Origin of the sequence: Bordetella avium (assembly GCF_034424645.1) — a bacterium.
GTDB lineage: Bacteria > Pseudomonadota > Gammaproteobacteria > Burkholderiales > Burkholderiaceae_B > Bordetella > Bordetella avium.
On the sequence record NZ_CP139969.1, the window covers coordinates 2,251,298 to 2,275,120 of the forward strand.

The 23,823-nt window shown below is 63.1% G+C and carries 25 protein-coding genes; 9 read left to right on the plus strand and 16 right to left on the minus strand.

Annotated features, from left to right (window positions below; all coding sequences use genetic code 11):
* Positions 1-20: 20 nt before the first annotated feature.
* The 5 genes from U0029_RS10415 to U0029_RS10435 form a co-directional block, all read right to left on the minus strand.
* A complete protein-coding gene (locus tag U0029_RS10415; protein ID WP_012417203.1) occupies positions 21-599 on the minus strand; it encodes a restriction endonuclease in 579 nt (192 codons plus the stop codon).
* 32 nt (positions 600-631) lie between these two features.
* A complete protein-coding gene (locus tag U0029_RS10420; protein ID WP_012417202.1) occupies positions 632-865 on the minus strand; it encodes an RNA-binding S4 domain-containing protein in 234 nt (77 codons plus the stop codon).
* 139 nt (positions 866-1,004) lie between these two features.
* Positions 1,005-1,805 (minus strand): TatD family hydrolase, encoded by an 801-nt coding sequence (locus U0029_RS10425; protein WP_012417201.1) that lies wholly within the window; start codon positions 1,803-1,805, stop codon positions 1,005-1,007.
* A 2-nt stretch (positions 1,806-1,807) separates the two neighbouring features.
* A complete protein-coding gene (locus U0029_RS10430) occupies positions 1,808-2,500 on the minus strand; it encodes an ABC transporter ATP-binding protein (protein ID WP_012417200.1) in 693 nt (230 codons plus the stop codon).
* Positions 2,493-3,770, minus strand: coding sequence for a lipoprotein-releasing ABC transporter permease subunit (locus U0029_RS10435; RefSeq protein ID WP_370510841.1), 1,278 nt, complete (start codon positions 3,768-3,770; stop codon positions 2,493-2,495). The genes U0029_RS10430 and U0029_RS10435 overlap by 8 nt, the downstream gene beginning before the upstream one ends.
* Before the next feature lie 133 nt (positions 3,771-3,903).
* Between U0029_RS10435 and U0029_RS10440 the strand changes: the two genes are divergently transcribed.
* The 6 genes from U0029_RS10440 (at position 3,904) to U0029_RS10465 (ending at position 10,360) form a co-directional block, all read left to right on the plus strand.
* Positions 3,904-4,839 (plus strand): hypothetical protein, encoded by a 936-nt coding sequence (locus U0029_RS10440; protein ID WP_039051399.1) that lies wholly within the window; start codon positions 3,904-3,906, stop codon positions 4,837-4,839.
* Positions 4,821-6,527 (plus strand): single-stranded-DNA-specific exonuclease RecJ, encoded by a 1,707-nt coding sequence (gene recJ, locus U0029_RS10445; RefSeq protein ID WP_114851939.1) that lies wholly within the window; start codon positions 4,821-4,823, stop codon positions 6,525-6,527. The genes U0029_RS10440 and recJ overlap by 19 nt, the downstream gene beginning before the upstream one ends.
* A gap of 106 nt (positions 6,528-6,633) precedes the next feature.
* Positions 6,634-7,738, plus strand: a protein-coding gene (gene prfB, locus U0029_RS10450; protein ID WP_012417196.1) for a peptide chain release factor 2 whose coding sequence is annotated in 2 segments (ribosomal slippage) — positions 6,634-6,714 and positions 6,716-7,738 — 1,104 coding nt in all. Because the reading frame shifts where the segments join, the coding sequence is not laid out codon by codon here.
* 50 nt (positions 7,739-7,788) lie between these two features.
* Positions 7,789-8,538 carry an SDR family oxidoreductase gene (locus U0029_RS10455; RefSeq protein ID WP_012417195.1) on the plus strand — a complete coding sequence of 250 codons (750 nt, stop codon included), beginning with the start codon at positions 7,789-7,791 and terminating at the stop codon, positions 8,536-8,538.
* Positions 8,539-8,544: 6 nt separating this feature from the next.
* Positions 8,545-10,059 (plus strand): lysine--tRNA ligase, encoded by a 1,515-nt coding sequence (gene lysS, locus U0029_RS10460; RefSeq protein WP_114851920.1) that lies wholly within the window; start codon positions 8,545-8,547, stop codon positions 10,057-10,059.
* Positions 10,060-10,072: 13 nt separating this feature from the next.
* Positions 10,073-10,360, plus strand: a complete 288-nt coding sequence (locus U0029_RS10465) for a hypothetical protein (protein WP_114851919.1) — start codon at positions 10,073-10,075, stop codon at positions 10,358-10,360.
* A gap of 44 nt (positions 10,361-10,404) precedes the next feature.
* Here U0029_RS10465 and U0029_RS10470 read toward each other — a convergent pair whose 3' ends face one another.
* The 11 genes from U0029_RS10470 to uvrB all read right to left on the minus strand — a co-directional run bounded on the left by U0029_RS10470 (position 10,405) and on the right by uvrB (position 19,858).
* Positions 10,405-11,301, minus strand: a complete 897-nt coding sequence (locus U0029_RS10470; protein ID WP_114851918.1) for a methylglyoxal synthase — start codon at positions 11,299-11,301, stop codon at positions 10,405-10,407.
* Between the two features lie 114 nt (positions 11,302-11,415).
* Positions 11,416-11,610: a Fe-S cluster assembly protein IscX gene (gene iscX / locus U0029_RS10475; RefSeq protein WP_012417191.1), complete on the minus strand. Its 195-nt coding sequence runs from the start codon at positions 11,608-11,610 to the stop codon at positions 11,416-11,418.
* Complete coding sequence (gene fdx, locus U0029_RS10480; protein ID WP_012417190.1) at positions 11,610-11,951, minus strand: ISC system 2Fe-2S type ferredoxin; 342 nt, start codon at positions 11,949-11,951, stop codon at positions 11,610-11,612. The genes iscX and fdx overlap by 1 nt, the downstream gene beginning before the upstream one ends.
* Positions 11,952-11,959: 8 nt before the next feature.
* Positions 11,960-13,822 carry a Fe-S protein assembly chaperone HscA gene (gene hscA, locus U0029_RS10485; RefSeq protein ID WP_114851917.1) on the minus strand — a complete coding sequence of 621 codons (1,863 nt, stop codon included), beginning with the start codon at positions 13,820-13,822 and terminating at the stop codon, positions 11,960-11,962.
* A 32-nt stretch (positions 13,823-13,854) separates the two neighbouring features.
* Positions 13,855-14,361 carry a Fe-S protein assembly co-chaperone HscB gene (gene hscB, locus U0029_RS10490; protein WP_114851916.1) on the minus strand — a complete coding sequence of 169 codons (507 nt, stop codon included), beginning with the start codon at positions 14,359-14,361 and terminating at the stop codon, positions 13,855-13,857.
* 3 nt (positions 14,362-14,364) lie between these two features.
* On the minus strand, positions 14,365-14,688 hold the full coding sequence (gene iscA / locus U0029_RS10495) for an iron-sulfur cluster assembly protein IscA (RefSeq protein WP_012417187.1): 324 nt from the start codon (positions 14,686-14,688) through the stop codon (positions 14,365-14,367).
* Between the two features lies 1 nt (position 14,689).
* On the minus strand, positions 14,690-15,094 hold the full coding sequence (iscU, locus tag U0029_RS10500) for a Fe-S cluster assembly scaffold IscU (RefSeq protein WP_114851915.1): 405 nt from the start codon (positions 15,092-15,094) through the stop codon (positions 14,690-14,692).
* A gap of 36 nt (positions 15,095-15,130) precedes the next feature.
* On the minus strand, positions 15,131-16,342 hold the full coding sequence (locus U0029_RS10505; protein WP_012417185.1) for an IscS subfamily cysteine desulfurase: 1,212 nt from the start codon (positions 16,340-16,342) through the stop codon (positions 15,131-15,133).
* Positions 16,343-16,363: 21 nt separating this feature from the next.
* On the minus strand, positions 16,364-16,897 hold the full coding sequence (gene iscR, locus U0029_RS10510; protein WP_012417184.1) for a Fe-S cluster assembly transcriptional regulator IscR: 534 nt from the start codon (positions 16,895-16,897) through the stop codon (positions 16,364-16,366).
* A gap of 189 nt (positions 16,898-17,086) precedes the next feature.
* Positions 17,087-17,578: a low molecular weight protein-tyrosine-phosphatase gene (locus U0029_RS10515; protein WP_012417183.1), complete on the minus strand. Its 492-nt coding sequence runs from the start codon at positions 17,576-17,578 to the stop codon at positions 17,087-17,089.
* Between the two features lie 249 nt (positions 17,579-17,827).
* A complete protein-coding gene (gene uvrB, locus U0029_RS10520; protein ID WP_114851938.1) occupies positions 17,828-19,858 on the minus strand; it encodes an excinuclease ABC subunit UvrB in 2,031 nt (676 codons plus the stop codon).
* Positions 19,859-19,933: 75 nt separating this feature from the next.
* On the opposite strand from uvrB, the gene U0029_RS10525 reads away from it, so the two are divergent.
* The 3 genes from U0029_RS10525 (at position 19,934) to U0029_RS10535 (ending at position 23,703) form a co-directional block, all read left to right on the plus strand.
* Positions 19,934-21,136, plus strand: coding sequence for an amino acid aminotransferase (locus U0029_RS10525; RefSeq protein WP_114851914.1), 1,203 nt, complete (start codon positions 19,934-19,936; stop codon positions 21,134-21,136).
* Positions 21,137-21,422: 286 nt separating this feature from the next.
* Complete coding sequence (gene lexA, locus U0029_RS10530; RefSeq protein WP_114851913.1) at positions 21,423-22,064, plus strand: transcriptional repressor LexA; 642 nt, start codon at positions 21,423-21,425, stop codon at positions 22,062-22,064.
* A gap of 445 nt (positions 22,065-22,509) precedes the next feature.
* Positions 22,510-23,703: an MFS transporter gene (locus U0029_RS10535; RefSeq protein ID WP_114851912.1), complete on the plus strand. Its 1,194-nt coding sequence runs from the start codon at positions 22,510-22,512 to the stop codon at positions 23,701-23,703.
* The last annotated feature ends 120 nt before the right edge of the window (positions 23,704-23,823 follow it).

Below are 23,823 nucleotides of genomic sequence, written 5' to 3' on the forward strand. Positions count from 1 at the left end.
CTGCCCAGGCCAATGCCCGCTTACTGCAACTTTTGGTCGCGCAGCAATTTGGCCAGCTCGGGCGCAGTCATTAGCGACACATCTTGCAAGCGGGCGTAGTGCCAGGCCTTGTCGGAAACATCGCCCAATGCAATAAAGATGGCCTCGCGCGCGCCGCGCTTCTCGCGCAGGGCCTGTAATTCACGCAGGGGTTCGACGCCCACGGCGGCGGCCTTCCAGCGCCGGGCGCTCACCAGCGCCTGATGATCCCCGCGGCGCAGCAAGAAATCCGCCCCCGCTGTCTGCAACCTTTCCACCTCGCAACCGTCACGTTTGAAACCGGCCTCGGCGGTATCGGCGAACTGCGCCCACGACATGTCCGCCACGGCTTGCGCCACGGCCAGAACGCGCGCCTCGGACGGCTTTTTCCATTGCCGGACGGCGGAAAGCAGCGAAATAATGGCAAACGGTACCGCCGAGAACACCGCCACGGCGGCGAAGTCCTTGGGTAAGGCGCCAAACGCGGCCACGCACAAGAAAACGGCCACGCCCGCACTCATCCACCAGGGCGAGCGCAACAACACCGCAAAAATAGAATTCTGAGACAGTTTGAGTTTCATGGCGGCTCGGCAGTCAGGCTTCGGGGGCTGCGTCAGGGCGACGGCGCATCTCTGACCACGATACGGGTATCACCGTAACTCACAATCTGGCCACCGCGAATCTTGGCGGTCTTGCGCGTTTCCACCTCATTGCCCACCCGGACCAGGCCTTGCGCAACCAGGGCTTTACCGGCCCCGCCGCTGTCACAGACGCCGCTGGCCTTGAGCAATTGGTTGATTTCTATATGGGGGCTGCCTTGGGCAAGCTCGAATTCAATAAGGGGCATGCGTCAATACGAAAGTCGTGGCACGGGAGTCGGAGGGAATGATACTTGATGCGGCTGTCGCGCATATTGTTTAAGCCCAAGCTCAACGAAGCGATCAAGGCCCTGCCGGCGCCGGCCCTAGCGCCGCCCGCGTCAGCGCTCAGGCCTGCAAGCGCGGTAAGACCCGCCGCGCCGTGGCGCTGGTGCGAGCCGCGATGGCTTCGAGGGCGCACCCGCGCAACACCGCCAGCTCGGCCGCAATGCGCGGCAATTGGCCCGGCGTATTGCGGCGCTCGGGTTCATGCAGCCAGGCGGGAGGAATGTCGGGCGCATCGGTTTCCAGCACCAGATGATCCAGCGCGATATCGCTGGCATGACGGCGTATCTGCAAGGCTCGCGCATAGGTCATGGCGCCGCCCAGACCCAGAGCAAAACCCTGGTTGATGAAGGCCTTGGCCTGTTCCGCGCTGCCGTTGAAAGCATGGGCGATGCCGCCGACCAAGCCGCGTTGACGGCGCAGATACTTGAGCACCATGTCTTGAGAGCGGCGCACATGCAACAGCACCGGCAGCCCGAATTCAGCGGCCAGGTCCAGTTGCGCGGCATAAAAACGCTCCTGGCGCTCTCGCGGCGCACCGCTGGCGATCTCGGGTACAAAAAAATCCAGCCCGATCTCACCGATGGCGACAAAGCGCGGGTCCAGCAAGGCGGCCTCGACCGCCTCGCGCAAAGCCTGAAGATCCTCGTCGCGGGCGCGTTCCACATAAAGCGGATGGATGCCCAGCGCATAAGCGCCGCCGTCCATGGCATGGGCCAGATCGCGCACCCTGCGGAAGTTGGCGCGCTCAACGGCGGGAATCACGATGGCGCCCACCCCCGCCTCACGCGCCGCCTGCCACAACGCCCGCCTGTCAGCGTCGAATTCGGCAGCGTCGAGATGGCAGTGGGTGTCGATCAGCATGATTAACCCGGCAGCAGGCGCCCGTTTGCCATATGCAGCTGCCGGTCGGCGCGGGCCGCCAGTTCCGGGTCGTGCGTCACGATGGCGAAAGCCGTGCCCGACTCGCGATTGACGCGGGAGAGCAGCTCGAACATGTTCTGAGCCGTCTGGCGGTCCAGGTTGCCGGTAGGCTCGTCGGCCAGCACGCAAGCGGGCCGCGTGACCAGCGCGCGCGCCAGGGCCACGCGCTGGCGCTCGCCGCCCGAAAGCTGGCCCGGATAATGCCCTTCGCGTGCAGCCAGACCCACCAGGCCCAGCACTTCACGGGCCTGCAGGCGGGCCTGATCGCGGTCCATGCGGCGCACGATCAAGGGCATGGCGACGTTATCCAAGGCCGAGAATTCCGGCAACAGATGGTGAAACTGATAAACAAAACCCAGGCTGCGATTACGCACCGCGCTTTTACGCGCCTCCGACAGGCCCTCGGTGGCGGTGCCGTCCACCACCAGCGAGCCGCTGGTCGGCACGTCCAGCAGGCCCAGGATATGCAGCAGTGTGCTCTTGCCCGAACCCGAAGCGCCTACGATGGCGACCATCTCGCCACGCGCCACCGTCAGCGAAACGTCATCCAGCACCTGGATGCGCGCCGGACCTTCGTCGTAGACCTTGCTTAGGTGTTCGGCGCGCAGCGCCGCTTGCAGCGAAGTGTCAGTCATGGCGCAGAACCTGGGCAGGTTGCAGGCGCGACGCGCGCCAGCTCGGGTACAGCGTGGCCAGCAGCGATAGCACCAGCGAGGTCACGCCGATGGTGACGATATCAGCCATTTGCGGATCGGACGGTAAAGCGCTGATGAAATACACCTCGCGCGGCAGGAAATGCACGCCGAACAGGCCTTCGATAAAGGGCACGATGACATCCACATTCCAGGCGATGAGCATGCCGCCCGCCACCCCCAGCACCGTGCCGATCACGCCGATCAGGGCCCCTTGCACCAGGAAAATGCGCGCCACTTCGCCCGGGCCTGCGCCCAGCGTTCGCAAAATGGCGATATCGGATTGCTTGTCTTTGACCGCCATGACCAGCGAAGACAGCAGATTGAACGCAGCCACCGCGACAATCAGCGCCAAGATAAGAAACATCATGCGTTTTTCGGTCTGCACGGCGGCGAACCAGGTGCGATTATTACGCGACCAATCGCTCGCCATGACATAGGGCGGCAGCACCCGGGTCAGCTCAGCGGCCACTTCCGGCGCGCGCTGCATATCGGCCACGCGCAGGCGCACACCCGCCGTGCCGCTGTCGCGGAACACCTTGGCGGCATCTTCATCATCGATGAAAGCCAGGGAGGAGTCGTATTCGTAATGCCCCGAAGAGAACGTGCCCACCACCGTAAACTGACGCATGCGCGGCGCGAAACCGGCCGGACTGATCGAGCCTTGCGGTGCAAGCATCAACAGCGTATCGCCTGTCTTGACGCCCATGTTATCGGCCAGCTCATTGCCCAGCACCACGCCAAAACCGCCTGGCTTCAGATCACTGAGCTTGCCAGTCACCATCTGCTTGGGTAGATCGGACACCTTCCCTTCCAGCGCGGGATCGATACCGCGCACCTGCACGGCATGCAAGGACTGACCCCGCACCAGCATGGCTCCGGCCGCCACGAAGGGCGCCTCGCCGATGACCTCGGGATTCTTGCGCGCCGCGTCGCCAAACTGCTGCCATTGATCCAGAACCCGCTCTGGCAGGGCGCCGGGAATATAAAGCTCTATGTGCGGCAGCACCGACAACATGCGGTCGCGCACCTCTTTTTGAAAACCGTTCATCACGGAGAGCACGACAATCAAGGCCGCGACACCGAGCGCAATCCCCGCCATGGAGGAGGCCGCAATGAAGGAAATGAAGCGGTCGCGGCGTCCGCCGCGCCGACCTGATCCGGCCAGACCCGCGTAGCGGGCGCCGATCCATAGTTCGTAGGGTATTTTCAGCACCTGCGCATTATGGCACTAACCCGCGCGTCAAAACACAGGCTTGCGCCCCATCCCGAGCCCGACTGTGTGACCGACTGTATGACCGAGTCTTTGCCGCCGACCCATGCCGCTTGGCGACTACAATCTGGGCATGTATATCGTCATCCCCGGCGCCCTGCCCGATCTCGCCGCCGCCAGCGAACTGGCGCGCCACCTTCCCGATTACGCGCCCGTTTTCAGCCGCTGGCTGACGCTGGCTCAGGCTCTGCCCTCTCGTTTCGACCCGCGCACCCATGGCTGCACCGCCTATGAAGGCTGGCAATTGCAGGCGGCGGGCTATCAGCCCGAGCCAGGCCTGCCCTTGGGAGCAGGCTTAGGGCCGCTGCTGGCGCAAGCTCAGGGAAGCGAGGCCGTCTGGCTGGGCGATCTAGTGCATCTGGCCCTGGGCGCGGATTCCGCCGTGCTGCTCGACCCTGGCCTGATGGATCTGCGACCCGAAGAGAGCGCCGGACTATTCGAAGCCATCCAGCCCTTGCTAGAGGACGGCCAGTTCGGCGCCGAGATCCTCCACCCGCAGCGCTGGCGCCTGCGTCTGCCCGCGGGCCTCGTCCCCCGGGCCGCCAGCCCGCTTGCGGTTGCCGGCGACCGTCTGCAACACTGGTGGACGCAGGATGCCGCCAACCGTCCGTGGCGCCGCTTTCTCAATGAGATTCAGATGGCCTGGCACGAACACCCGGTCAATGAGGCCCGCGCCGCCCGAGGCGTGCCCGAGGTCAACGGGCTCTGGCTCTACGGCGGCGCTCGCCCCTGGCCGATCAGAACACCGCAGGCTCAGGTCTGGCCCGAACTCGACGCGCTAGCGCGCGCCGCCGACTGGGGCGGCTGGCTACAGGCCCTGGCGACGCTGGACCGCGAACGGTTCAAACCGCTCGCAGATGCCCAGGGATGGCCGCTGCGGGCGCTCGATCTCACCCTGCTGGGCCGCGATCGCCAGACCCGTCTCACCCTCAAACCACGCTCGGGCCTGGCCAAATGGCTGCCCGCACCCAAACATAATTGGAGCGCCTGGTGGTCACACCCCGCTTAACCGTCCGCAGTCCCGACCTGCCCGCCAGCCTAGCCTTGGAGGCGGCGGGTATTCACCCCCTGCTCGCCCGGCTCTGGGCCGCGCGCGGCGTGACCGACCCCGCCCAGACCAAAATGGCCTGGCCTGCCCTGCTGCCTCCAGGCGCCCTCACCCACTCCGGCCACGCGGCCACGGTGCTGGCCGACGCCATTCAGGCCGGCAAACGCCTCCTGATCGTCGCCGACTACGACTGCGACGGTGCGACCGCCTGCGCGGTAGGGCTGCGGGCCCTGAGCGCCATGGGCGCCGACGTCGATTTTCTGGTGCCCAATCGCTTCGAGACCGGCTACGGCCTGTCGCCCGCCGTGGTGGACCTGGCCGTGGCGCACCGCGCCGGCAAGCCGGACATCATCATCACCGTCGATAATGGCATCGCCAGCGTGGACGGCGTCGCGGCGGCCAATGCGGCGGGCATCGGCGTCGTCATCACCGACCACCACCTGCCGGGCGACACCTTGCCCGAGGCCCTGGCCATCGTCAACCCGAACCAGCCCGGCTGCGGCTTTCCGTCCAAGAACCTGGCCGGTGTGGGCGTGATCTTCTACATGATGCTGGCACTGAGGGCCGAACTGCGCCGCCGAGGCGTCTATGCCGCCGATGGCGGCCCGCGCCTGGATGCGCTCTCGGATCTGGTCGCTCTGGGCACGGTGGCGGACGTGGTCAAACTCGATGCCAACAACCGCCTGCTCGTCACACAGGGCCTGCTGCGCATGCGTTCGGGCCGAATGCAGCCGGGCCTGCGCGCCTTGTTTGCCGTGGCCGGGCGCGAGCCGCGATCGGCCAGCGGCTTTGACCTGGGCTTCGCGCTCGGCCCGCGCATCAATGCCGCCGGCAGGCTGGCCGACATGAGTCTGGGCATCGCCTGTCTGAGCACCGACGACGAAGATCAGGCGCTGCGCATGGCGCGCGAACTCGACGCCATCAACCGCGAGCGCCGCGGCATCGAAGCCGAAATGCGCGAACAGGCCATGGCCGCCATGGAGGCGCCGGATGCGGCCGCAGGCGCCACCGTCTGCGTCTTTGACCCGTCCTGGCACCAGGGCGTCGTGGGCCTGGTCGCCTCGCGCCTGAAAGAAAAATTCTGGCGCCCCACCCTGGCCTTCGCCCCCGCAGGCGATGACGAAATCCGAGGTTCGGGGCGTTCGATTCCCGACGTCCACCTGCGCGATGCCCTGGATCTCGTCTCCAAGCGCCATCCTGGCCTGATCCGCAAATTCGGCGGCCATGCCATGGCCGCCGGCCTCACCTTGGGCATAGACGGCTATACCGCCTTCGCACCCGCCTTCGATGCCGCCGTACGCGAATTGACCGGCCGCGACCACTTCGAACCCCTGCTGGAAACCGATGGCTCGCTGGAAAGCGGCTATGCCAATGCCGAAGTGGCGGGCATGTTGCAGCAGCAGGTCTGGGGCGCCGGTTTCGCCGCCCCGCTGTTTCTCGACGAGTTCATCGTCCGCAGCCAGCGGCTCGTCGGCGAAAAACACCTCAAGCTCTCCCTGGAGCGCAACGGCCAGCACTTTGACGCCATCTGGTTTGGCCACGACGAGATGCTGCCCGAGCATATTCAGGCCGCCTATCGACTGGAGCAAAACGTCTGGAACGGACTGGTGTCGGCGCAGTTGGTCATCGAGTACGCCGGGGCGGCCTGAGCGCCTTGCGCGAAGCTGCGCCACACCCATAAACGGGCCGGAGCACCTGCTCCGGCCCAAGCACGTTAAAATGCTAGGTTTCGCACAAAAGTCACCAGGATCACTCATGGAAGCCGAACGTCAGAACCAGATCGCCGCCCGCCTCGCCGACTACGCGGAGCGCGAACAGGCTCTACGGAGGTATCTTTGACTACGATGCCAAAACCGAACGCCTGCACGTCGTAAACGCCGAACTCGAAGACCCGGCGGTCTGGAACGATCCCAAGCACGCCCAGGATCTGGGCCGTGAAAAAAAATCGCTCGAAGACGTTGTGCAAACGCTGACCGAACTCGGACAGGGCGTGGCCGACGCACTCGAGCTCTTCGAGCTGGCCGCCGCCGACGAAGATGACGCCACGCTCGAATCCATCGAAAACGACGCCAACACCTTCCAGGAACGGCTCGAAGGCCTCGAGTTCCGCCGCATGTTCTCCAATCCGGCCGACCCGCTGAACTGCTTCCTGGACATCCAGGCCGGCGCCGGCGGCACCGAAGCCCAGGATTGGGCCTCCATGCTGCTGCGCCAGTACCTGAAGTACGCCGAGCGCAAAGGCTTCAAAGCCGAGGTGCTCGAAGAATCCGAAGGCGAAATCGCGGGTATCAAATCGGCCACGATCAAGCTCGAAGGCGAATATGCTTTCGGTTATCTGCGCACCGAAACCGGCGTGCACCGCCTGGTCCGCAAGAGCCCCTTCGACTCCTCCGGCGGGCGTCACACCTCCTTCGCCAGCGTCTTCGTCTACCCCGAGGTCGATGAGTCCTTCGAGGTCGAGGTCAACCCTGCCGATCTGCGCGTCGATACCTACCGCGCCAGCGGCGCGGGCGGTCAGCACATCAACAAAACTGACTCGGCCGTGCGGATCACGCACATGCCTTCCGGCATCGTGGTTCAGTGCCAGAACGACCGCTCGCAACACCGCAACCGCGCCGAAGCGATGCAGATGCTGAAGTCCAAGCTGTACGAACTCGAAATGCGCAAACGCATGGCTGAGCAGCAGAAACTCGAAGACTCCAAGACCGATGTGGGCTGGGGCCATCAGATCCGCTCGTACGTCCTGGACCAGAGCCGCATCAAAGATCTGCGCACCAACGTCGAAATCTCCAACACGCAGAAAGTGCTGGACGGCGACCTGGACCCCTTCATCCAGGCCAGCCTGAAGCAAGGCGTTTGATCCCGCAGGGCCTCGCGCCCTGCCGTCTCCACCCTGAGGAGTCCTGCATCATGACCGAAACGTTCGCCATCCTGACCGGCGCCTCGCGTGGCCTGGGCGCCGCCTTGGCGCGCGGCCTGCTCAGACCGGGCACCCGGCTCGTCACACTGGCGCGCCGCGCTGACCCGGAACTGGCCGAGCTGGCCCTTGCGGCTGGCATCAGCCTAACCGAAATCCAGGTCGATCTCTCCGATGCCCAGGCCGCTGCCGATGTGGCGCAATCGCTAGTCATCCCGCGTGACGCCAAACGCTATGTGCTCATCAACAACGCTGGCACGGTGCACCCGGTGGCCAACACCGGCGCACTCGATGACAGCGCCGCGATCACCCAGGCTTTCACGCTCAACGTCACGGCCGTGATGCTACTCACCAGCCGCTTCTTGCAGGCCGTCGAAGGCCTGCAGGCCGACCGCCGCATCATCAATGTATCCTCGGGCGCAGGGCGTAACCCCACCGCCGGCTGGGGGGTGTACTGCGCCACCAAGGCCGCGCTCGACATGTACAGCCGCGTGCTCAACAAAGAACACGGCCCGACAGGGGTGCGCGTCGTGTCGCTGGCCCCCGGCATTGTCGACACTGGCATGCAAGCCGACATCCGCTCCAGCGCCCCCTCGTCCTTCCCGGACCTGGCCCGATTCCAGGACTTCCATTCCAGCGGCAAGCTGGCCGCCCCGGCAGATGTGGCCAGCCGCATTCTCGCCTTCCTCGATCGCGATGATTTCGGCCAGACCGAAATCGACGATATCCGCAATTACCAATGACCCATCATGACTGATCACTTGCCCACCGCCCAGGATGAAAACCGCTTGATCGCCGAAAGGCGCGCCAAGCTGGCCAAACTGCGCGAAGCGGGTGTCGCGTACCCGAACGACTTCGTTCCGGACGCGCGCGCCGCGCAGCTGCACGACAAATACGACGACCAGGACCCGCAAGCTCTGGTCGATGCCGCCGTGCGCGTCAAGGTGGCTGGGCGAATGATGCTCAAACGCGTGATGGGCAAAGCCAGCTTCGCCACCCTGCAAGACGGCAGCGGCCGCATCCAGCTTTACCTGGAACGCGGCTCGCTGGGCGAAGAGGTCTATGCGGCCTTTAAGCAATGGGATATCGGTGACATCATCGCCATCGAAGGCACGATGTTCAAGACCAACAAGGGCGAGCTCTCGGTGCATGCCACCAGCGCCCGCTTGCTGTCGAAGTCGCTGCGCCCGCTCCCCGACAAATTCCATGGTGTGTCCGACCAGGAATTGCGCTACCGCCAGCGCTACGTCGATCTCATCATGACCGACTCCACGCGCCGCACCTTCGAGGCGCGCAGCAAGGCCATCGGCGGCATCCGCCAGGCCATGCTGGCTGCCGACTTCCTGGAAGTCGAAACGCCCATGCTGCACCCGATTCCGGGCGGCGCCGCGGCCAAGCCATTCGTCACCCATCACAATGCGCTGGACATGGAAATGTACCTGCGCATCGCGCCCGAGCTTTATCTCAAGCGCCTGGTCGTCGGTGGCTTTGACCGCGTGTTCGAGATCAACCGCAACTTCCGCAACGAAGGGGTAAGCCCGCGCCACAACCCTGAGTTCACCATGATGGAGTTCTACGCCGCCTATGCGGAGTATCGCTGGATCATGGACTTCACCGAAAGCCTGATCCGCCAGGCGGCCATCACCGCCACGGGCAGCGCCGTACTGACCTATCAAGAGCGTGAACTCGATCTGTCCAAGCCGTTCGCGCGCCTGACGATCTGCGAAGCCATTCTCAAACATGCCCCGCATTACAACCAGCCCCAACTCGACGACGCGGACTTCCTGCGCGCCGAACTGAAGAAATTTGGCGCCGACGTCAACGGCCCGGTGCTCGCACGCGCCGGTGTGGGTGCTCTGCAACTCGCCCTGTTCGAAGAAACGGCCGAGTCCAAACTCTGGGAGCCGACCTTTATCGTCGATTACCCGGTCGAAGTCTCGCCGCTGGCTCGCGCCTCCGACAAGCGCGAAGGCATCACCGAACGCTTTGAGCTCTTCATCACGGGCCGTGAAATCGCCAACGGCTTCTCCGAACTGAACGATCCCGAAGACCAAGCGGCACGCTTTCAGGCCCAGGTCGAAGCCAAAGACGCGGGCGACGAAGAAGCCATGTATTTCGATGCCGACTATATCCGCGCATTGGAATACGGCATGCCCCCCACGGGCGGCTGCGGCATCGGCATCGATCGTCTGGTGATGCTGCTGACCGACAGCCCCAGCATCCGCGACGTAATTCTGTTCCCGCACCTGCGCCGCGAAGACTGAGGCAGGCGCCGCGATGCTGGCCAAGATCCTCTTGCTTGCAGGCTTCGTGGCGCTTGGGCTTTATCTCGTTTTGCCGCGCCGCCGCCGGTCTAGAGGGCTGGCGCGGCGCGGCTTTCTGTTTTGTTGTGCGGCTTGCGCGGTGCTGCTCGCCAGCGCCGTGCTGGCCTGCTTGCTCTGGATGAGCCGCGCCAGCCTGGTTGGCGCCGACGGTAAGCTGGACTTCCTGCTGCCCATAGCGATGGTACAGCTCATTCTGGCGCTGGCCTGCGGCCTGCTGGCCTGGCAGCGCAGGCCGCGCTGAGCAGCGGACGGCCCCTCGCGCTGCCCTTGCGCCGCCCTTTCTGACTACGCCTTGGACTGCGCCTGATGACGGCGCACCGCGTCGGCCCAGCGCCGCGCCACAGATGGCGACGTAGCGCAAATGGCCGACTCGGTCACAACGCGCACCGCACGCTCGAGAAGCTGAATATCCGCCTCATGCTGACGCGCCACATGCGGATCTTCAAAGAAAATCACGCGCTGGCATTGATGCTCCAACACCAGTTCGGCGATTTGTGCATCGCCGCCCAATGGACCGCTCAGATAGCGCGTCACCCAGGGCTGATCCTTGGGCCAGCCGCGCGACCAGGCCAGCTCATTGAGCCGCCCGCCCGTCGTACCCGTCGCCACGCGCCGCGCAAACTGCGAGAGCACATCGAAATTGGCGTCGGCAAACGCCATCATCTCGTCTTTAAGCGCATCGTGAGCGATCATGGCCAGCGTCTGCCCCTCAAAACGGAACAAGCGGTTCAGGGCGGGATCAGGCGCCAACCCTGCCAGCACACGCTCGATCTCGATCCACTCAATCGCGCCCGCCAGCGTCGAAATGAACGGACGGCCATGCGTGATGCATTGGCGTTTGAGCGCAAGCGCCTCCGGGAAAATCGACGAAGGATCAACCGGATCAATCAAATAGATGGCGCCATCGAAGGGAGCCTGACCATCGCGCCCCTGGGTCACTCGGGCCACGAGCTTCATCAGACCGCCCTCGCGCCCGTAGGGATAGCGGATCAAGCCGCGATACCCCTGTAGCATGCCCTCGCGCACGATGGCGTCGTGTGTCCGCCCCACGGTATGCAGCTCAATACCCATTTCACGAATGGAAGCCCCGCTGGCCCGCAACCAGTTGAACAGCGCGGCATCGGGCGTCTCGTGATGCAGGCGGTTGGCGGCCAGGCCGAAACGCAAAGAAGACACGGTCATGATGAGTCGTCACACGGAAGAAAAATGCAATGATACCGCCGCGGGCACGCCGTCTCATGACACCGGCCCAAACAGCAAAATCCCGCACAAGGCGGGATATCGGGCAAACCGCGTTTACTCGGCTTCTTCAATCCAGGCCATCTGGATGGCCTCGAGAATCTTCTCGCCCGACCGGGCGGGATCATCGTCAAAGCCGGGCAAGGCCAGCACCCAATCGCGCAACTGCGTGAAACGCACCGTCTTGGGGTCCACATCGGGATGGGTATCCACCAGAGCCTCGGCAATCTGATAAGTGTCTATCCACTTCATCAGTGATCTTCCTTGGCATGGTTGATGGTGTATTTCGGAATCTCGACCGTCAAATCCTCGTCGGCAACAATGGCCTGGCAAGACAGACGAGACACCGAAGTCAGGCCCCAGGCCTTATCCAGCAGGTCTTCCTCGTTATCGCTGGCTTCTTCCAGCGATGCGTAACCCTGACGCACCACGACGTGGCAGGTCGTGCAGGCACAGGACAGCTCGCAAGCATGATCGATGTCGATATGGTTATCGAGCAAAACCCGGCAAATCGACACGCCTGTCGGCGCGTCATCGATCACGGCACCCTCAGGGCACAACTCGGGATGAGGCAATACAGTCAGTTTCGGCATGGGGTCGATTAAGCAAGTTCGTCCAGTTTACGGCCGGCCAGCGCGGCACGGATGCTGCGATCCATGCGGCGGGCGGCGAAATCCTCGGTGGCATCAGACAGCGCCTGAACCGCCTGACGCACCGCATCCACTTCGGCGGCGTTTTGCGCCGCAGCGGCGGCGGCCAACGCAGCGTCAACCACGGCGCGCTCGTCGGCGTTCAGCAGATCGCCATCAACGGCTAGCGCCGCACTGACGGACTCCACCAGTTGACGGGCCTCGACCTGTTGTTCGCGCAGCATGCGCGCGCGCGCATCGTCATCGGCGTGCGAGACGCTTTCCGACAACATGCGCGTGATCTCATCATCGGACAGGCCATAAGAGGGCTTGACTGTCACGGCCGCCTCGACGCCCGTGCTCTGCTCGCTCGCTGTCACGCTAAGCAAGCCGTCGGCATCGACCTGAAAGGTCACGCGGATGCGGGCCGCGCCCGCCACCATGGGCGGAATGCCGCGCAGCTCGAAGCGCGCCAGCGAGCGGCAATCGCTCACCAGATCGCGCTCACCTTGCACGACGTGCACGCTCATCGCGGTCTGGCCGTCCTTGAATGTCGTGAACTCCTGAGCCCGCGCCACGGGAATGGTGCTGTTGCGCGGAATGACGCGCTCCACCAGCCCACCCATGGTTTCCAGGCCCAACGACAAAGGCGTCACGTCCAACAGCAACCAGTCCTCGCCCGGCGCCCGATTGCCGGCCAGCAGATTGGCCTGCAAGGCTGCGCCCAGCGCGACGACACGGTCAGGATCGAGATCGGTCAGCGGCGAGGTGCCGAAAAATTCGCCCACCGCGCGGCGCACGACGGGCATGCGCGTCGCGCCACCCACCATGACGACGCCCTGCACATCACCCAAGGCCAGCCCAGCATCCCGCAGGGCGCGTCGCGCCGCCTGCAAGGTGCGTTCAACCAACCCGGCGGCCAGCGTTTCGAAGTGCGCCCGCGTGAGCGTCGCGTTAATCACCCGCCCGCTGTCCAGCGTCAACGTCATGGGCGCATCGTCGGCATCGGTCAGGGTTTCACGCGCTGCCCGCGCCGCCACCAGAAGGCTGCGGCGGTCGGACATCGACAAAGATTCCAAGGCCTCGGCAGACACCAGATCGGCCACGATGGCATGGTCGAAATCATCCCCCCCCAAAGCGGTATCGCCGCCGGTGGCAATCACTTCAAACACGCCCTTGCTCAAGCGCAGAATGGAAATATCGAAGGTGCCGCCGCCCAGGTCATAGACCGCATAAACCCCCTCGGCAGCCCGATCCAGCCCATAGGCGATCGCCGCGGCCGTCGGCTCGTTCAACAGACGCAGCACATTCAGACCAGCCAGCTTGGCGGCATCGCGCGTCGCCTGGCGCTGCGCATCGTCGAAATAGGCCGGCACCGTAATCACGGCTCCGACCAGGTCATCGCCCAAGACATCCTCGGCGCGCTGACGCAAGGTCGCCAGAATCTGCGCCGACACCTCGACGGGACTCAGATCGCCATGCAGGGTGCGCAAGCGCAACATACCCGGCGCATCGACAAACTCATACGGGGCGCCGCTCGCGCGCGCATCATCGGCCGAGCGGCCCATGAAACGCTTGACGGACACCACCGTATTGAGCGGATCGCTGGCCTGATGCGGCAGAGCGCCACGGCCGATCATGACGCGTCCGCCCGGCAGATAGCGCACGGCCGAAGGCAGCAAAGCCTGGCCATCGGCATCCAACAAAACCTCGGGCACGCTGCTGCGCACCGCCGCTACCAAAGAATGAGTCGTACCCAGATCTATCCCCACCGCCAGACGTCGCTGGTGCGGTGCGGGGGACTCTCCGGGTTCAGAAATCTGCAATAAAGCCATTGTTGTATTTGTCGCTGAGAGCGGGGCCGCCACTAGGGCTGGACGGCCGCCAATTCCTGGGCCAGTTTCTCGATGAACATCCATTCCCGCACTTTCTGGCCGGCGGCGGCATAGTCTTGACGCGTGTCGATCAGCTCGGCGAGCGAGGCGCGCATCGCCTCACGCGCCTGCTCCAGCTCCTCGCCCAAAGCCGCTCGGGCCCGCTCATCGTGACGGGCATCATCGAGCATCTCGCGCCATTCCATCTGCTGCATCAGAAAGGCCGGAGCCATCGCCGTATTGCTCTCGGTCTGCAAGTCTCTGCCTGCCGACTCGCACAGATAGCGGGCGCGCAGCATAGGATCACGCAACAGACGGTAAGCCTCATTCGCGCGGGCCGCCCACTGCATCGCCACCCTGCGCTCAGCGGCGCTGGCCGTGGCGTAGCGGTCAGGGTGCACCCGCGCCGCCACGAGACGCCAGGCCTCTTCGAGGGCCTGAGCGTCGATCGCAAACTTAGAAGGCAAACCAAACAGACTGAAATAATCGTCAGCGGCCAAGGTTTACACCGTGAACGACTCGCCGCAGCCGCAGGTCGCCTTTTCGTTAGGATTGCTGAACTTGAAGCCTTCGTTCAGACCTTCGCGGGCGTAATCCAGCTCAGTGCCTTCCAGATAGGCCAGGCTTTTTGGGTCTACAAAAACCTTCACGCCAAAGCTCTCGAACACCACATCCTCGGCATCAGGATCGTCCACATACTCGAGCTTGTACGCCATGCCCGAGCACCCGGTCGTGCGCACGCCCAGGCGCAGCCCGATCCCTTTACCGCGCTTTTGCAGATAGCGGCTGACGTGATTGGCCGCTTGTTGGGTCAGGGTGACGGCCATATCAGTCTGCCGTAACAGCCTCGGCCGCGCCGTGCTTGGTTTTGTAATCCTGAACCGCCGCCTTGATGGCGTCTTCGGCCAAGATGGAGCAGTGGATTTTGACCGGCGGCAACGCCAGTTCTTCGGCGATCTGGGTATTGCGGATGGACAGAGCCTGATCCAGGGTCTTACCCTTGACCCACTCGGTCACCAGCGAGCTGGAGGCGATGGCCGAACCGCAACCGTAGGTCTTGAAGCGCGCGTCTTCGATCACGCCTGCGCTATTGACCTTGATCTGCAGCTTCATGACGTCACCACAGGCCGGCGCGCCGACCATGCCGGTGCCAACGGAGTCGTCGCCCTTTTCGAAAGAACCGACGTTGCGGGGATTTTCGTAGTGGTCCAGGACCTTGTCGCTATATGCCATGATGATTCTCCACGTGTTCTATCGTGTGCGGCACGCTCAGTGCGCGGCCCATTGCACGGTGTTCAGATCGATGCCTTCTTTGGCCATTTCCCAGAGCGGCGACATATCGCGCAGCTTGCCGACGCGGCTCTTCAGCAGTTCGATCGTGAAATCGACCTCCTGTTCGGTCGTAAAGCGGCCCAGGGTAAAACGGATCGAGCTGTGCGCCAGTTCGTCATTGCGGCCCAGCGCGCGCAGCACATAGGAAGGCTCCAGGCTGGCCGAGGTGCAGGCCGAGCCGCTGGAGACGGCCAGTTCCTTGATCGCCATGATCAGGGACTCGCCTTCGACGTAGTTGAAGCTGATGTTCAGATTGTGCGGCACACGGTGCTCCATGCTGCCGTTCACATAAACCTCTTCGATCTGCGACAGGCCGGCGAACAGGCGGTCACGCAACATGCGCACGCGCTCGTTTTCCGTGCCCATTTCTTCGCGCGCCAGGCGGAATGCCTCACCCATGCCAACGATCTGATGGGTGGCCAGGGTGCCCGAACGAAAGCCGCGCTCATGGCCACCGCCATGCATCTGCGCTTCGATGCGCACACGCGGCTTGCGACGCACATAGAGCGCGCCGATGCCTTTGGGGCCATAGGTCTTGTGGGCCGAGAAGGACATCAGATCGACCTTGAGCTTTTGCAGATCGATCTCGACCTTGCCGGTCGCCTGAGCTGCGTCAACGTGGAAAATGATGCCTTTTTCACGGCAGATTTCACCCAGGGTTTCGATGTCCTGGATCACGCCGATTTCGTTGTTGACCATCATCACCGACACCAGCACGGTGTCAGGACGCAAAGCGGCCTTGAAAACGTCGAGGTCCAGCAGACCGTCTTCCTTGACATCGAGATAGGTCACTTCGAAGCCCTGGCGCTCCAGCTCGCGACAGGTGTCCAGCACGGCCTTGTGCTCGGTCTTGACGGTAATGATGTGCTTGCCGCGCTCGGCATAGAAATTGGCCGCGCCTTTGATGGCGAGGTTATCGGATTCCGTGGCGCCGGAGGTCCAGACGATCTCGCGGGGGTCGGCATTGACCAGCTTGGCCACCTCGACGCGCGCGTTCTCGACCGCTTCTTCGGCATCCCAGCCGAAAGCATGGCTGCGCGAGGCGGGGTTGCCGAAGTTGTCGTACAGCCAGGGAATCATTTTCTCGACCACGCGAGGATCGACCGGCGTCGTGGCAGAGTAGTCCAGGTAAATCGGGCGGTTGCTCATGAGTACAGTTCCTAATGCTTCTTAGACGGTGGCCGCCGCATTGGCGGCAGGCGTGGCGGCTGCGGCATTGGCGCCCGCACGGTTGACGCGCACCGAACAGCCTTGGGCTTGATTGTTGGCTTCCTGCAATTGGCGCAAGCGCTGCTGATCCACCAGGTCTTGCAGGGAAACCGAATCCAGGTAATCGACCATCTTGCGGTTCAAGGTTGCCCAGAGCTCGTGCGTCATGCACTTGCCCGGCTTGCCATCGTTGCCGCTGGTACAGTCCCGCTTGCCGCCGCAACTGGTGGCATCCAGCGGCTCGTCCACCGCAAAAATGATGTCAGCCACCGTCACATTGCGCGCCAGGCGCGCCAGGGAGTAACCGCCGCCCGGACCACGCACGCTGTCCACGAGTTCGTGGCGGCGCAGCTTGCCGAACAGCTGTTCCAGATAAGAAAGGGAAATATTCTGGCGCTGGCTGATCGCCGCGAGAGTGACCGGACCGCTATGCTGCCGCATAGCCAGATCGATCATGGCAGTCACGGCGAAACGTCCTTTGGTGGTTAGCCGCATGGTGATTTCCTGTGAATCCGCCGGGCCCCGCCTGCCGGATACAGGCAGCAATCCCGGTCTTGGCACCCGAGATGAATACCCGAGTAATTGTCTCAAGTATAGCAAATTCCCGAGTAATTTGCTAAGTATCTCAAGTTGAAAAAACCGCGCCTTGGCGCGGTTTTTTCAACCATGGCAGCCGCCCGGAGATCAGGCCGCCTGATACTGAGTGGCGCGCTTGCGCACCAGCTCCAACACGCCCTGACAGGCATCCTCAAGGTAGTCGAGCACCTTGGCGAAGCCTTCCTGACCGCCATAATAGGGATCAGGAACCGTGGCTTCTTCAAAATCATTGGCAAAACGCATCAGCAACATCAATTTATGCTGATAGGCTTTCGGGCACTGCTGCTGCAAGGCAGACAGATTGTCCCAGTCCATCGAGAGAATGAGGTCAAATTCGCGGAAATCTTCCGCCGTGACCTGCCGGGCATGGAGCTGGCTAATGTCGTAGCCGCGCTTGCGAGCGGCCGCCACAGCCCGGGCGTCCGGCGCCTCGCCGATATGGAATGCGTGGGTGCCCGCAGAGTCGATCTGCACCACCTCAGCCAGGCCGGCGTCGTTCACCAGGTGGCGAAAAACACCCTCTGCGCTCGGCGAGCGGCAGATATTGCCCATGCAAACGAAAAGTACCTTGGTCATCATGGGAAGAAGTCTGCGGGAAAACCCGGAATATAGCAAGCATTTTTTGCTTTTTTATGCTTTTGCCAGCAAGCTCGCGAATATATTTTTTATTTATTAAAAACAACAACTTACCGAACAAATTGGCGGCGCCAATCGTTGTTTTTGTCTCGATTTCCCCAGTTTTGAACCTGAATTTTGCACACGTAGCAATAAGCAAATACCTGCTTCTTTCCTGGCGCCGCCACCCTGTGTGCAAGGCGGCGGCAGCCCTCACCTGACTCCGTCCAGAAGCAGCCGATTTTTGAGCGCGGTCAAGGCATCCCGAGCCGCAGCGGCCTGCTCAAACTCCAGGTTGCGGGCATGATCCATCATCAGCTTTTCAAGACGCTTGATCTCGCGCGCCATCGCTTTTTCATCCGTCAGGGCAGCGAGCGGCACGGCATCTTCGAGCGCGTCATGGGTGGTCGCGGGCGCCATGACGCCATCGATCAGCTCTCGCACCGCCTTATTCACCCCGCGCGCCGTAATGCCGTGGTCTGCGTTGTGCTGCAACTGCTTGCTGCGCCGCCGGCTGGTCTCATCCATGGCACGGCGCATCGAGTCAGTGATCCGGTCAGCGTACAAAATGGCATGGCCATGCAGATTGCGGGCGGCGCGGCCTATGGTCTGAATCAGGCTGCGCTCAGAACGCAGAAAACCCTCCTTGTCCGCATCGAGAATGGCCACCAACGACACCTCTGGAATATCGAGGCCTTCGCGCAACAGATTGATGCCCACCAGCACATCAAAGACCCCCAGACGCAGGTCCCGGATAATTTCCACCCGCTCAACCGTGTCGATATCCGAGTGCAAATATCGCACCCGCACCCCGTGCTCGGCTAGGAAGTCAGTCAGGTCCTCGGACATGCGCTTGGTCAGCGTGGTGACCAGCACACGCTCTTGCCGCGCCACGCGATGGCGGATTTCACCCAGCAGATCATCCACCTGAGTATGGGCCGGGCGCACCTCAACCTCAGGATCAACCAGGCCTGTCGGCCGCACCACCTGCTCGACGACGTTGTCGGCATGCTGGCGTTCGTAATCCGCCGGGGTGGCGGACACAAAAACGCACTGGCGCATGCGGGCTTCGAACTCCTCTAGTCTTAAAGGCCGGTTATCCAGGGCCGAAGGCAGGCGGAAACCATATTGCACCAGTGTCTCCTTGCGCGCCCGGTCACCCCGATACATGCCACCCAGCTGCCCCACCGTGACGTGACTTTCGTCGATGAACATCAGGGCATCGGCAGGCAAATAATCAATCAGCGTCGGCGGCGGCTCACCCGGCGCCGCGCCGGATAAATGACGAGAATAGTTTTCAATGCCTTTGCAGAAACCCAGCTCTTGCAACATTTCAAGATCGAAACGAGTGCGCTGCTCAATCCGCTGAGCTTCGAGCAGCTTGCCCTCATTCGTGAACGTGGACAGCCGTTCGCGCAACTCTTCCTTGATGGTCTCGATGGCGCGCAGCACCGTCTCTCGCGGCGTCACGTAATGCGACCCCGGATAGACCGTAAAACGCGGCAGCTTTTGACGCACCTTGCCGGTCAAAGGGTCAAACAGCTCCAGCGTTTCAACCTCATCATCGAATAGCGTCAGGCGCAAGGCGAGTTCGGGGCTTTCCGCCGGAAAAATGTCGATGGTTTCACCGCGAACGCGGAACGCGCCGCGCGTGAAATCAGCATCGTTGCGCGTGTACTGCATGGCGACCAGCCGGGCCAGCACCTCACGGCGGGAAATACGATCTCCTGCGCGCAGGATCAGCACCATTGCATGGTAGTCGCCCGGGTTGCCGATACCGTAGATGCAGGACACCGTGCCCACGATGATGGTGTCGCGCCGTTCCAGCAGGCTCTTGGTGGCCGACAAACGCATCTGCTCGATATGTTCATTGACTGAGGAATCCTTCTCAATGAACAGGTCGCGCGTGGGCACATAGGCCTCAGGCTGGTAGTAATCGTAGTAAGAGACGAAATACTCGACCGCATTCTTGGGAAAGAAATCGCGCATCTCGGCGTAAAGCTGCGCCGCCAGGGTCTTGTTGGGCGCGAGCACCAAGGCCGGACGCCCTAGCCGGGCGATCACGTTGGCCATGGTAAATGTCTTACCCGAGCCCGTGACGCCAAGCAAGGTCTGGTACATCAGTCCATCAGCCACCCCCTGGACGAGTCCCTCAATGGCGGCGGGCTGATCGCCAGCCGGCGCATAGGGCTGAAAGAGTTGAAAAGGACTGCCGGGAAATTCGACGTATCCAGGGTCTGTCATGCTAGACTTGTCCGAGGGTAAACCCACCATTATCCACAGCACGCGATTGTGCGTCCACCCACTCAATCTAGTCCCATGAGCACCCTCTTCGCTTCCGTCGAACTCGCCCCGCGCGACCCCATTCTTGGTCTGAACGAGCAGTACAACGCCGACACCCGCCCTGGCAAAGTGAATTTGGGCGTGGGCGTCTACTACGACGATGAGGGACACATCCCGCTGCTCGGCGCCGTTCGCAAGGCCGAACTGGCCCGTGTCGAAGCCGCTGCCGCCCGCGGCTATCTGCCCATCGAAGGCATCGCCGCTTACAACAAGGGCGCGCAAGCCCTGCTGTTCGGCGCCGATTCCACGCTGGCTGCCGAAGGCCGTTTGCTGACCACCCAGACGCTGGGCGGCACCGGCGCGCTGAAAGTCGGCGCCGACTTCCTCAAGCAATTGCTGCCGCAATCCAAAGTCCTGATCAGCGACCCGAGCTGGGAAAACCACCGCGCCCTGTTCGAGCGCGCCGGCTTCAAAGTCGAAACCTACACTTATTACGATGCCGCCACCCATGGCCTGAATTTCGATGGCATGCTGGCCTCGCTGCAAGCAGCCCCCGAACAGACCATCGTCGTGCTGCACGCCTGCTGCCACAACCCCACCGGCGTGGACCCCACGGCCGAGCAGTGGAAGCAGATCGCCGAAGTCGTCAAGGCCCGCAAACTGGTCCCCTTCCTCGACATCGCCTACCAAGGCTTTGGCGAAAACCTGGAAAAAGACGCTTCGGTTGTGCGTCTGTTCGCCAGCATGGGCCTGACCATGCTGATCAGCTCCTCGTTCTCGAAGTCGTTCTCGCTGTATGGCGAGCGCGTCGGTGCCCTGACCGCCGTCGCCGGCGACAAGGACGAAGCCACCCGCGTCCTGAGCCAGCTCAAGCGCGTCATTCGCACCAACTACTCCAACCCGCCGACCCACGGCGGCAGCGTGGTTGCCGCCGTACTCAACACGCCCGCACTGTTCGCCGAATGGCAGCAGGAACTGGACGCCATGCGCGACCGCATCCGCCTGATGCGCCAGCAGCTGGTCGAGAAGATCAAGGCGCAAGGCGTGACGCAGGACTTCAGCTTCGTGCTGCAACAACGCGGCATGTTCTCCTACTCGGGCCTGACCGCTGCCCAAGTGGACCGCCTGCGCGATGAGCACGGTGTGTACGCGGTGTCCAGCGGCCGCATCTGCGTAGCCGCCCTGAACAGCCGCAATATCGACACCGTCGCTGCCGCGATCGCCGCCGTTCTGAAGTAATCGCTGGCGTTTGCGCGCCAGCCCTGACAAACCTTCCGCCAACACGGAAGGTTTGTTCGTTTCGGGCCTAGCCCATGCCCCCTTCAGGCGCAGTCCCTGGCCCCTTCGCGCCTGCCCCTCCCTGCCCGATCACCACCCTGCCATGTAAGACGCAACACGCGGATCATGGCGCAGGCGGGCCATCTGCCATCACTTGCATTTTTTGGCTATGTCCCCCAGAATCACGCTGTATATACATACAGTCCGTGGTTTACACAAGCCTCGGGCCATTATTGAGATCACGACCATGGCCACGAAACTCACGGAACGCCAGCAGGAAATCCTGGACCTCATCCGGCAAACCGTCGCCCGTACGGGCTTTCCTCCCACACGTGCCGAAATCGCCCAGGCCTTGGGTTTTCGATCGCCCAACGCTGCCGAAGACCACCTCAAAGCCTTGGCGCGCAAAGGCGCCATCGAGCTCACGGCGGGCGCGTCCCGCGGCATACGCCTCAAAGATGCGGAACCCACGCCCTCCCCCATCCTGGCTTCGCTGTCACAGTTGCTGCTGCCGCTGGTAGGCAGGGTGGCGGCCGGCAGCCCGATTCTGGCCGCCGAACATGTCGAGCGCGACGTCGGCGTCGATCCCAGCCTCTTTTCGCAAGCCCCTGACTACCTGCTCAAAGTGCGCGGCATGAGCATGCGTGACGCAGGCATTCTTGAGGGCGACCTGCTTGCAGTCAAAAAATCGAGCGAGGCGCGCAACGGGCAGATCATCGTGGCCCGGCTGGGCGATGACGTCACCGTCAAGCGTCTGCAGCGCCACGGCAGCCGCATCGAGCTGCTGCCCGAAAATCCCGAGTTCTCTCCCATCCTGGTGGCCCCCGATGACGAATTCGCGCTCGAAGGGGTTGCTGTCGGCCTGATCCGCACCCACGCTCTGCATTAATACCTGCACCAGAGCACAGAACCACCCCGGCCCTGCCCTCTGATCAAACCCACCAAGACCCCTAGGCGCGCCGACACAAAGTCGCCGCGCAGCCGCCCGGCGCTACGCCATCCGGCGTGCCCCCCCCGGCCTGCGGCAATGGTCTTGCCTCCGAATCGATCAAGCGGCGGCTGCGGCATGTGCGCCGCCTGTTCGAGGATCGTTTCGCACGAAGACAAACCCGCTTGCTCGACCCGCACATCAAGCGCGAGCTAGACATCGGCGCTCCTGCTGCAACCCACACCTGCTCTGCTGGCGCAGGCATGACTGCCGGCTCCGTATCAGTCGCAAACAAGCTGCCGCCTTGGCTTCCCTAATTTCAGGGCGACATGATATCCACGCAGTCCTATGCAGGCATGATTACGCCGCCACGCTCCACCAAGAGCCAAAACCGGAAATACCAGGAATGACTCGCACCCTCGCAACCCCATCCCGCCACGCGCAACAACTGCCACTGGGCGGTCTGCTCGCGCTGGCGATGGCCGCTTTCATCACGCTGCTCACTGAAATTCTGCCTGCGGGCGTACTCTCATCGATTGCGCAAAGCCTGGAGGTATCGGAAAGCCTGGCAGGCCAGTTCATCACGGTCTATGCCGTGGGCGCCTTGGTCGCCGCGATTCCGGTGATGACGCTCACACAGGGTGTGCGCCGACGCCCTCTGCTGCTGTTCGCAATCGCCGGCTTCGCCGTCGTCAACCTGCTTACCGCCCTGTCGCGCGACTACACGCTGTCCATCACCGCGCGATTCTTTGCCGGCGTATTCGGCGGCATCGTGTGGTCTATGCTGGCGGGCTACGCCGTCCGTATCTCTCCCGCCCACCTGAGCGGACGCGCGATTGCAACCGTCGGCATCGGGGGCACCATTGCGCTAGTGCTCGGCGTACCCGCCGGCGCTTTGCTGGGACGGCATATCGGCTGGCAAGCGGCCTTCGGGCTGATGAGTTTGCTCGCCCTGGTGCTCATCGTATGGATAAAAACCGTCGTGCCTGACTTCGCAGGCCAGAGCCGCGACCAACGCCAGCCGCTGGCAAAGGTCTTTCTCAAGCCCGGCATCCGCGCCGTGCTGATTGTGGTGTTCAGCTTCGTCGTCGCGCACAACATTCTGTACATCTACATCGAACCGCTGCTGCAGGTTGCCGGGCTGGCCAGCAAGGTTGATGTGGTGCTTTTCACCTTCGGCGCGGGCTCGGTCGTCGGGCTTTGGATGGTGGGCGCCCTCGTGGATCGACGCCTGCGCTTTCTCGCGCTGGCCAACATGTTGCTGTTCGCACTGGCCGCCATGCTATTCGGCCTGTGGGGTCATGCCGCTCCTATCGTCTACTCTGCTGCTGCCCTGTGGGGACTGGCGGTAGGCGGCTTCGGCACCCTCACGCAAGCAGCCCTATCGCGCTTCGCCGGCGATTCGGTCGATGTCGCCCAGGCCATGTACACCACCGGCTGGAATACCGCCGTGGCTGCGGGCGGCATCGTCGGCGGCCTGCTGCTGGGCTGGGGCAAAGCGCAGGGCCTGGCCTGGGCGGCCATGGCCGTCCTGGCGATTTCACTGATCGTTACGATGGGCTTCATGAACCCGGCGCTGCGGCGCCAAACCCGGTCCTGAGCCGCACAGGCCGGAACAGAAGCTCGGGCGGGCCAAAGCGCGCGGGCGTTAACAGAAGCGCCTGCACCGCGCCGAGGTCGTGTCGGATATCCTAGGCCCTAGCGGCCTCGGGATAGCGGC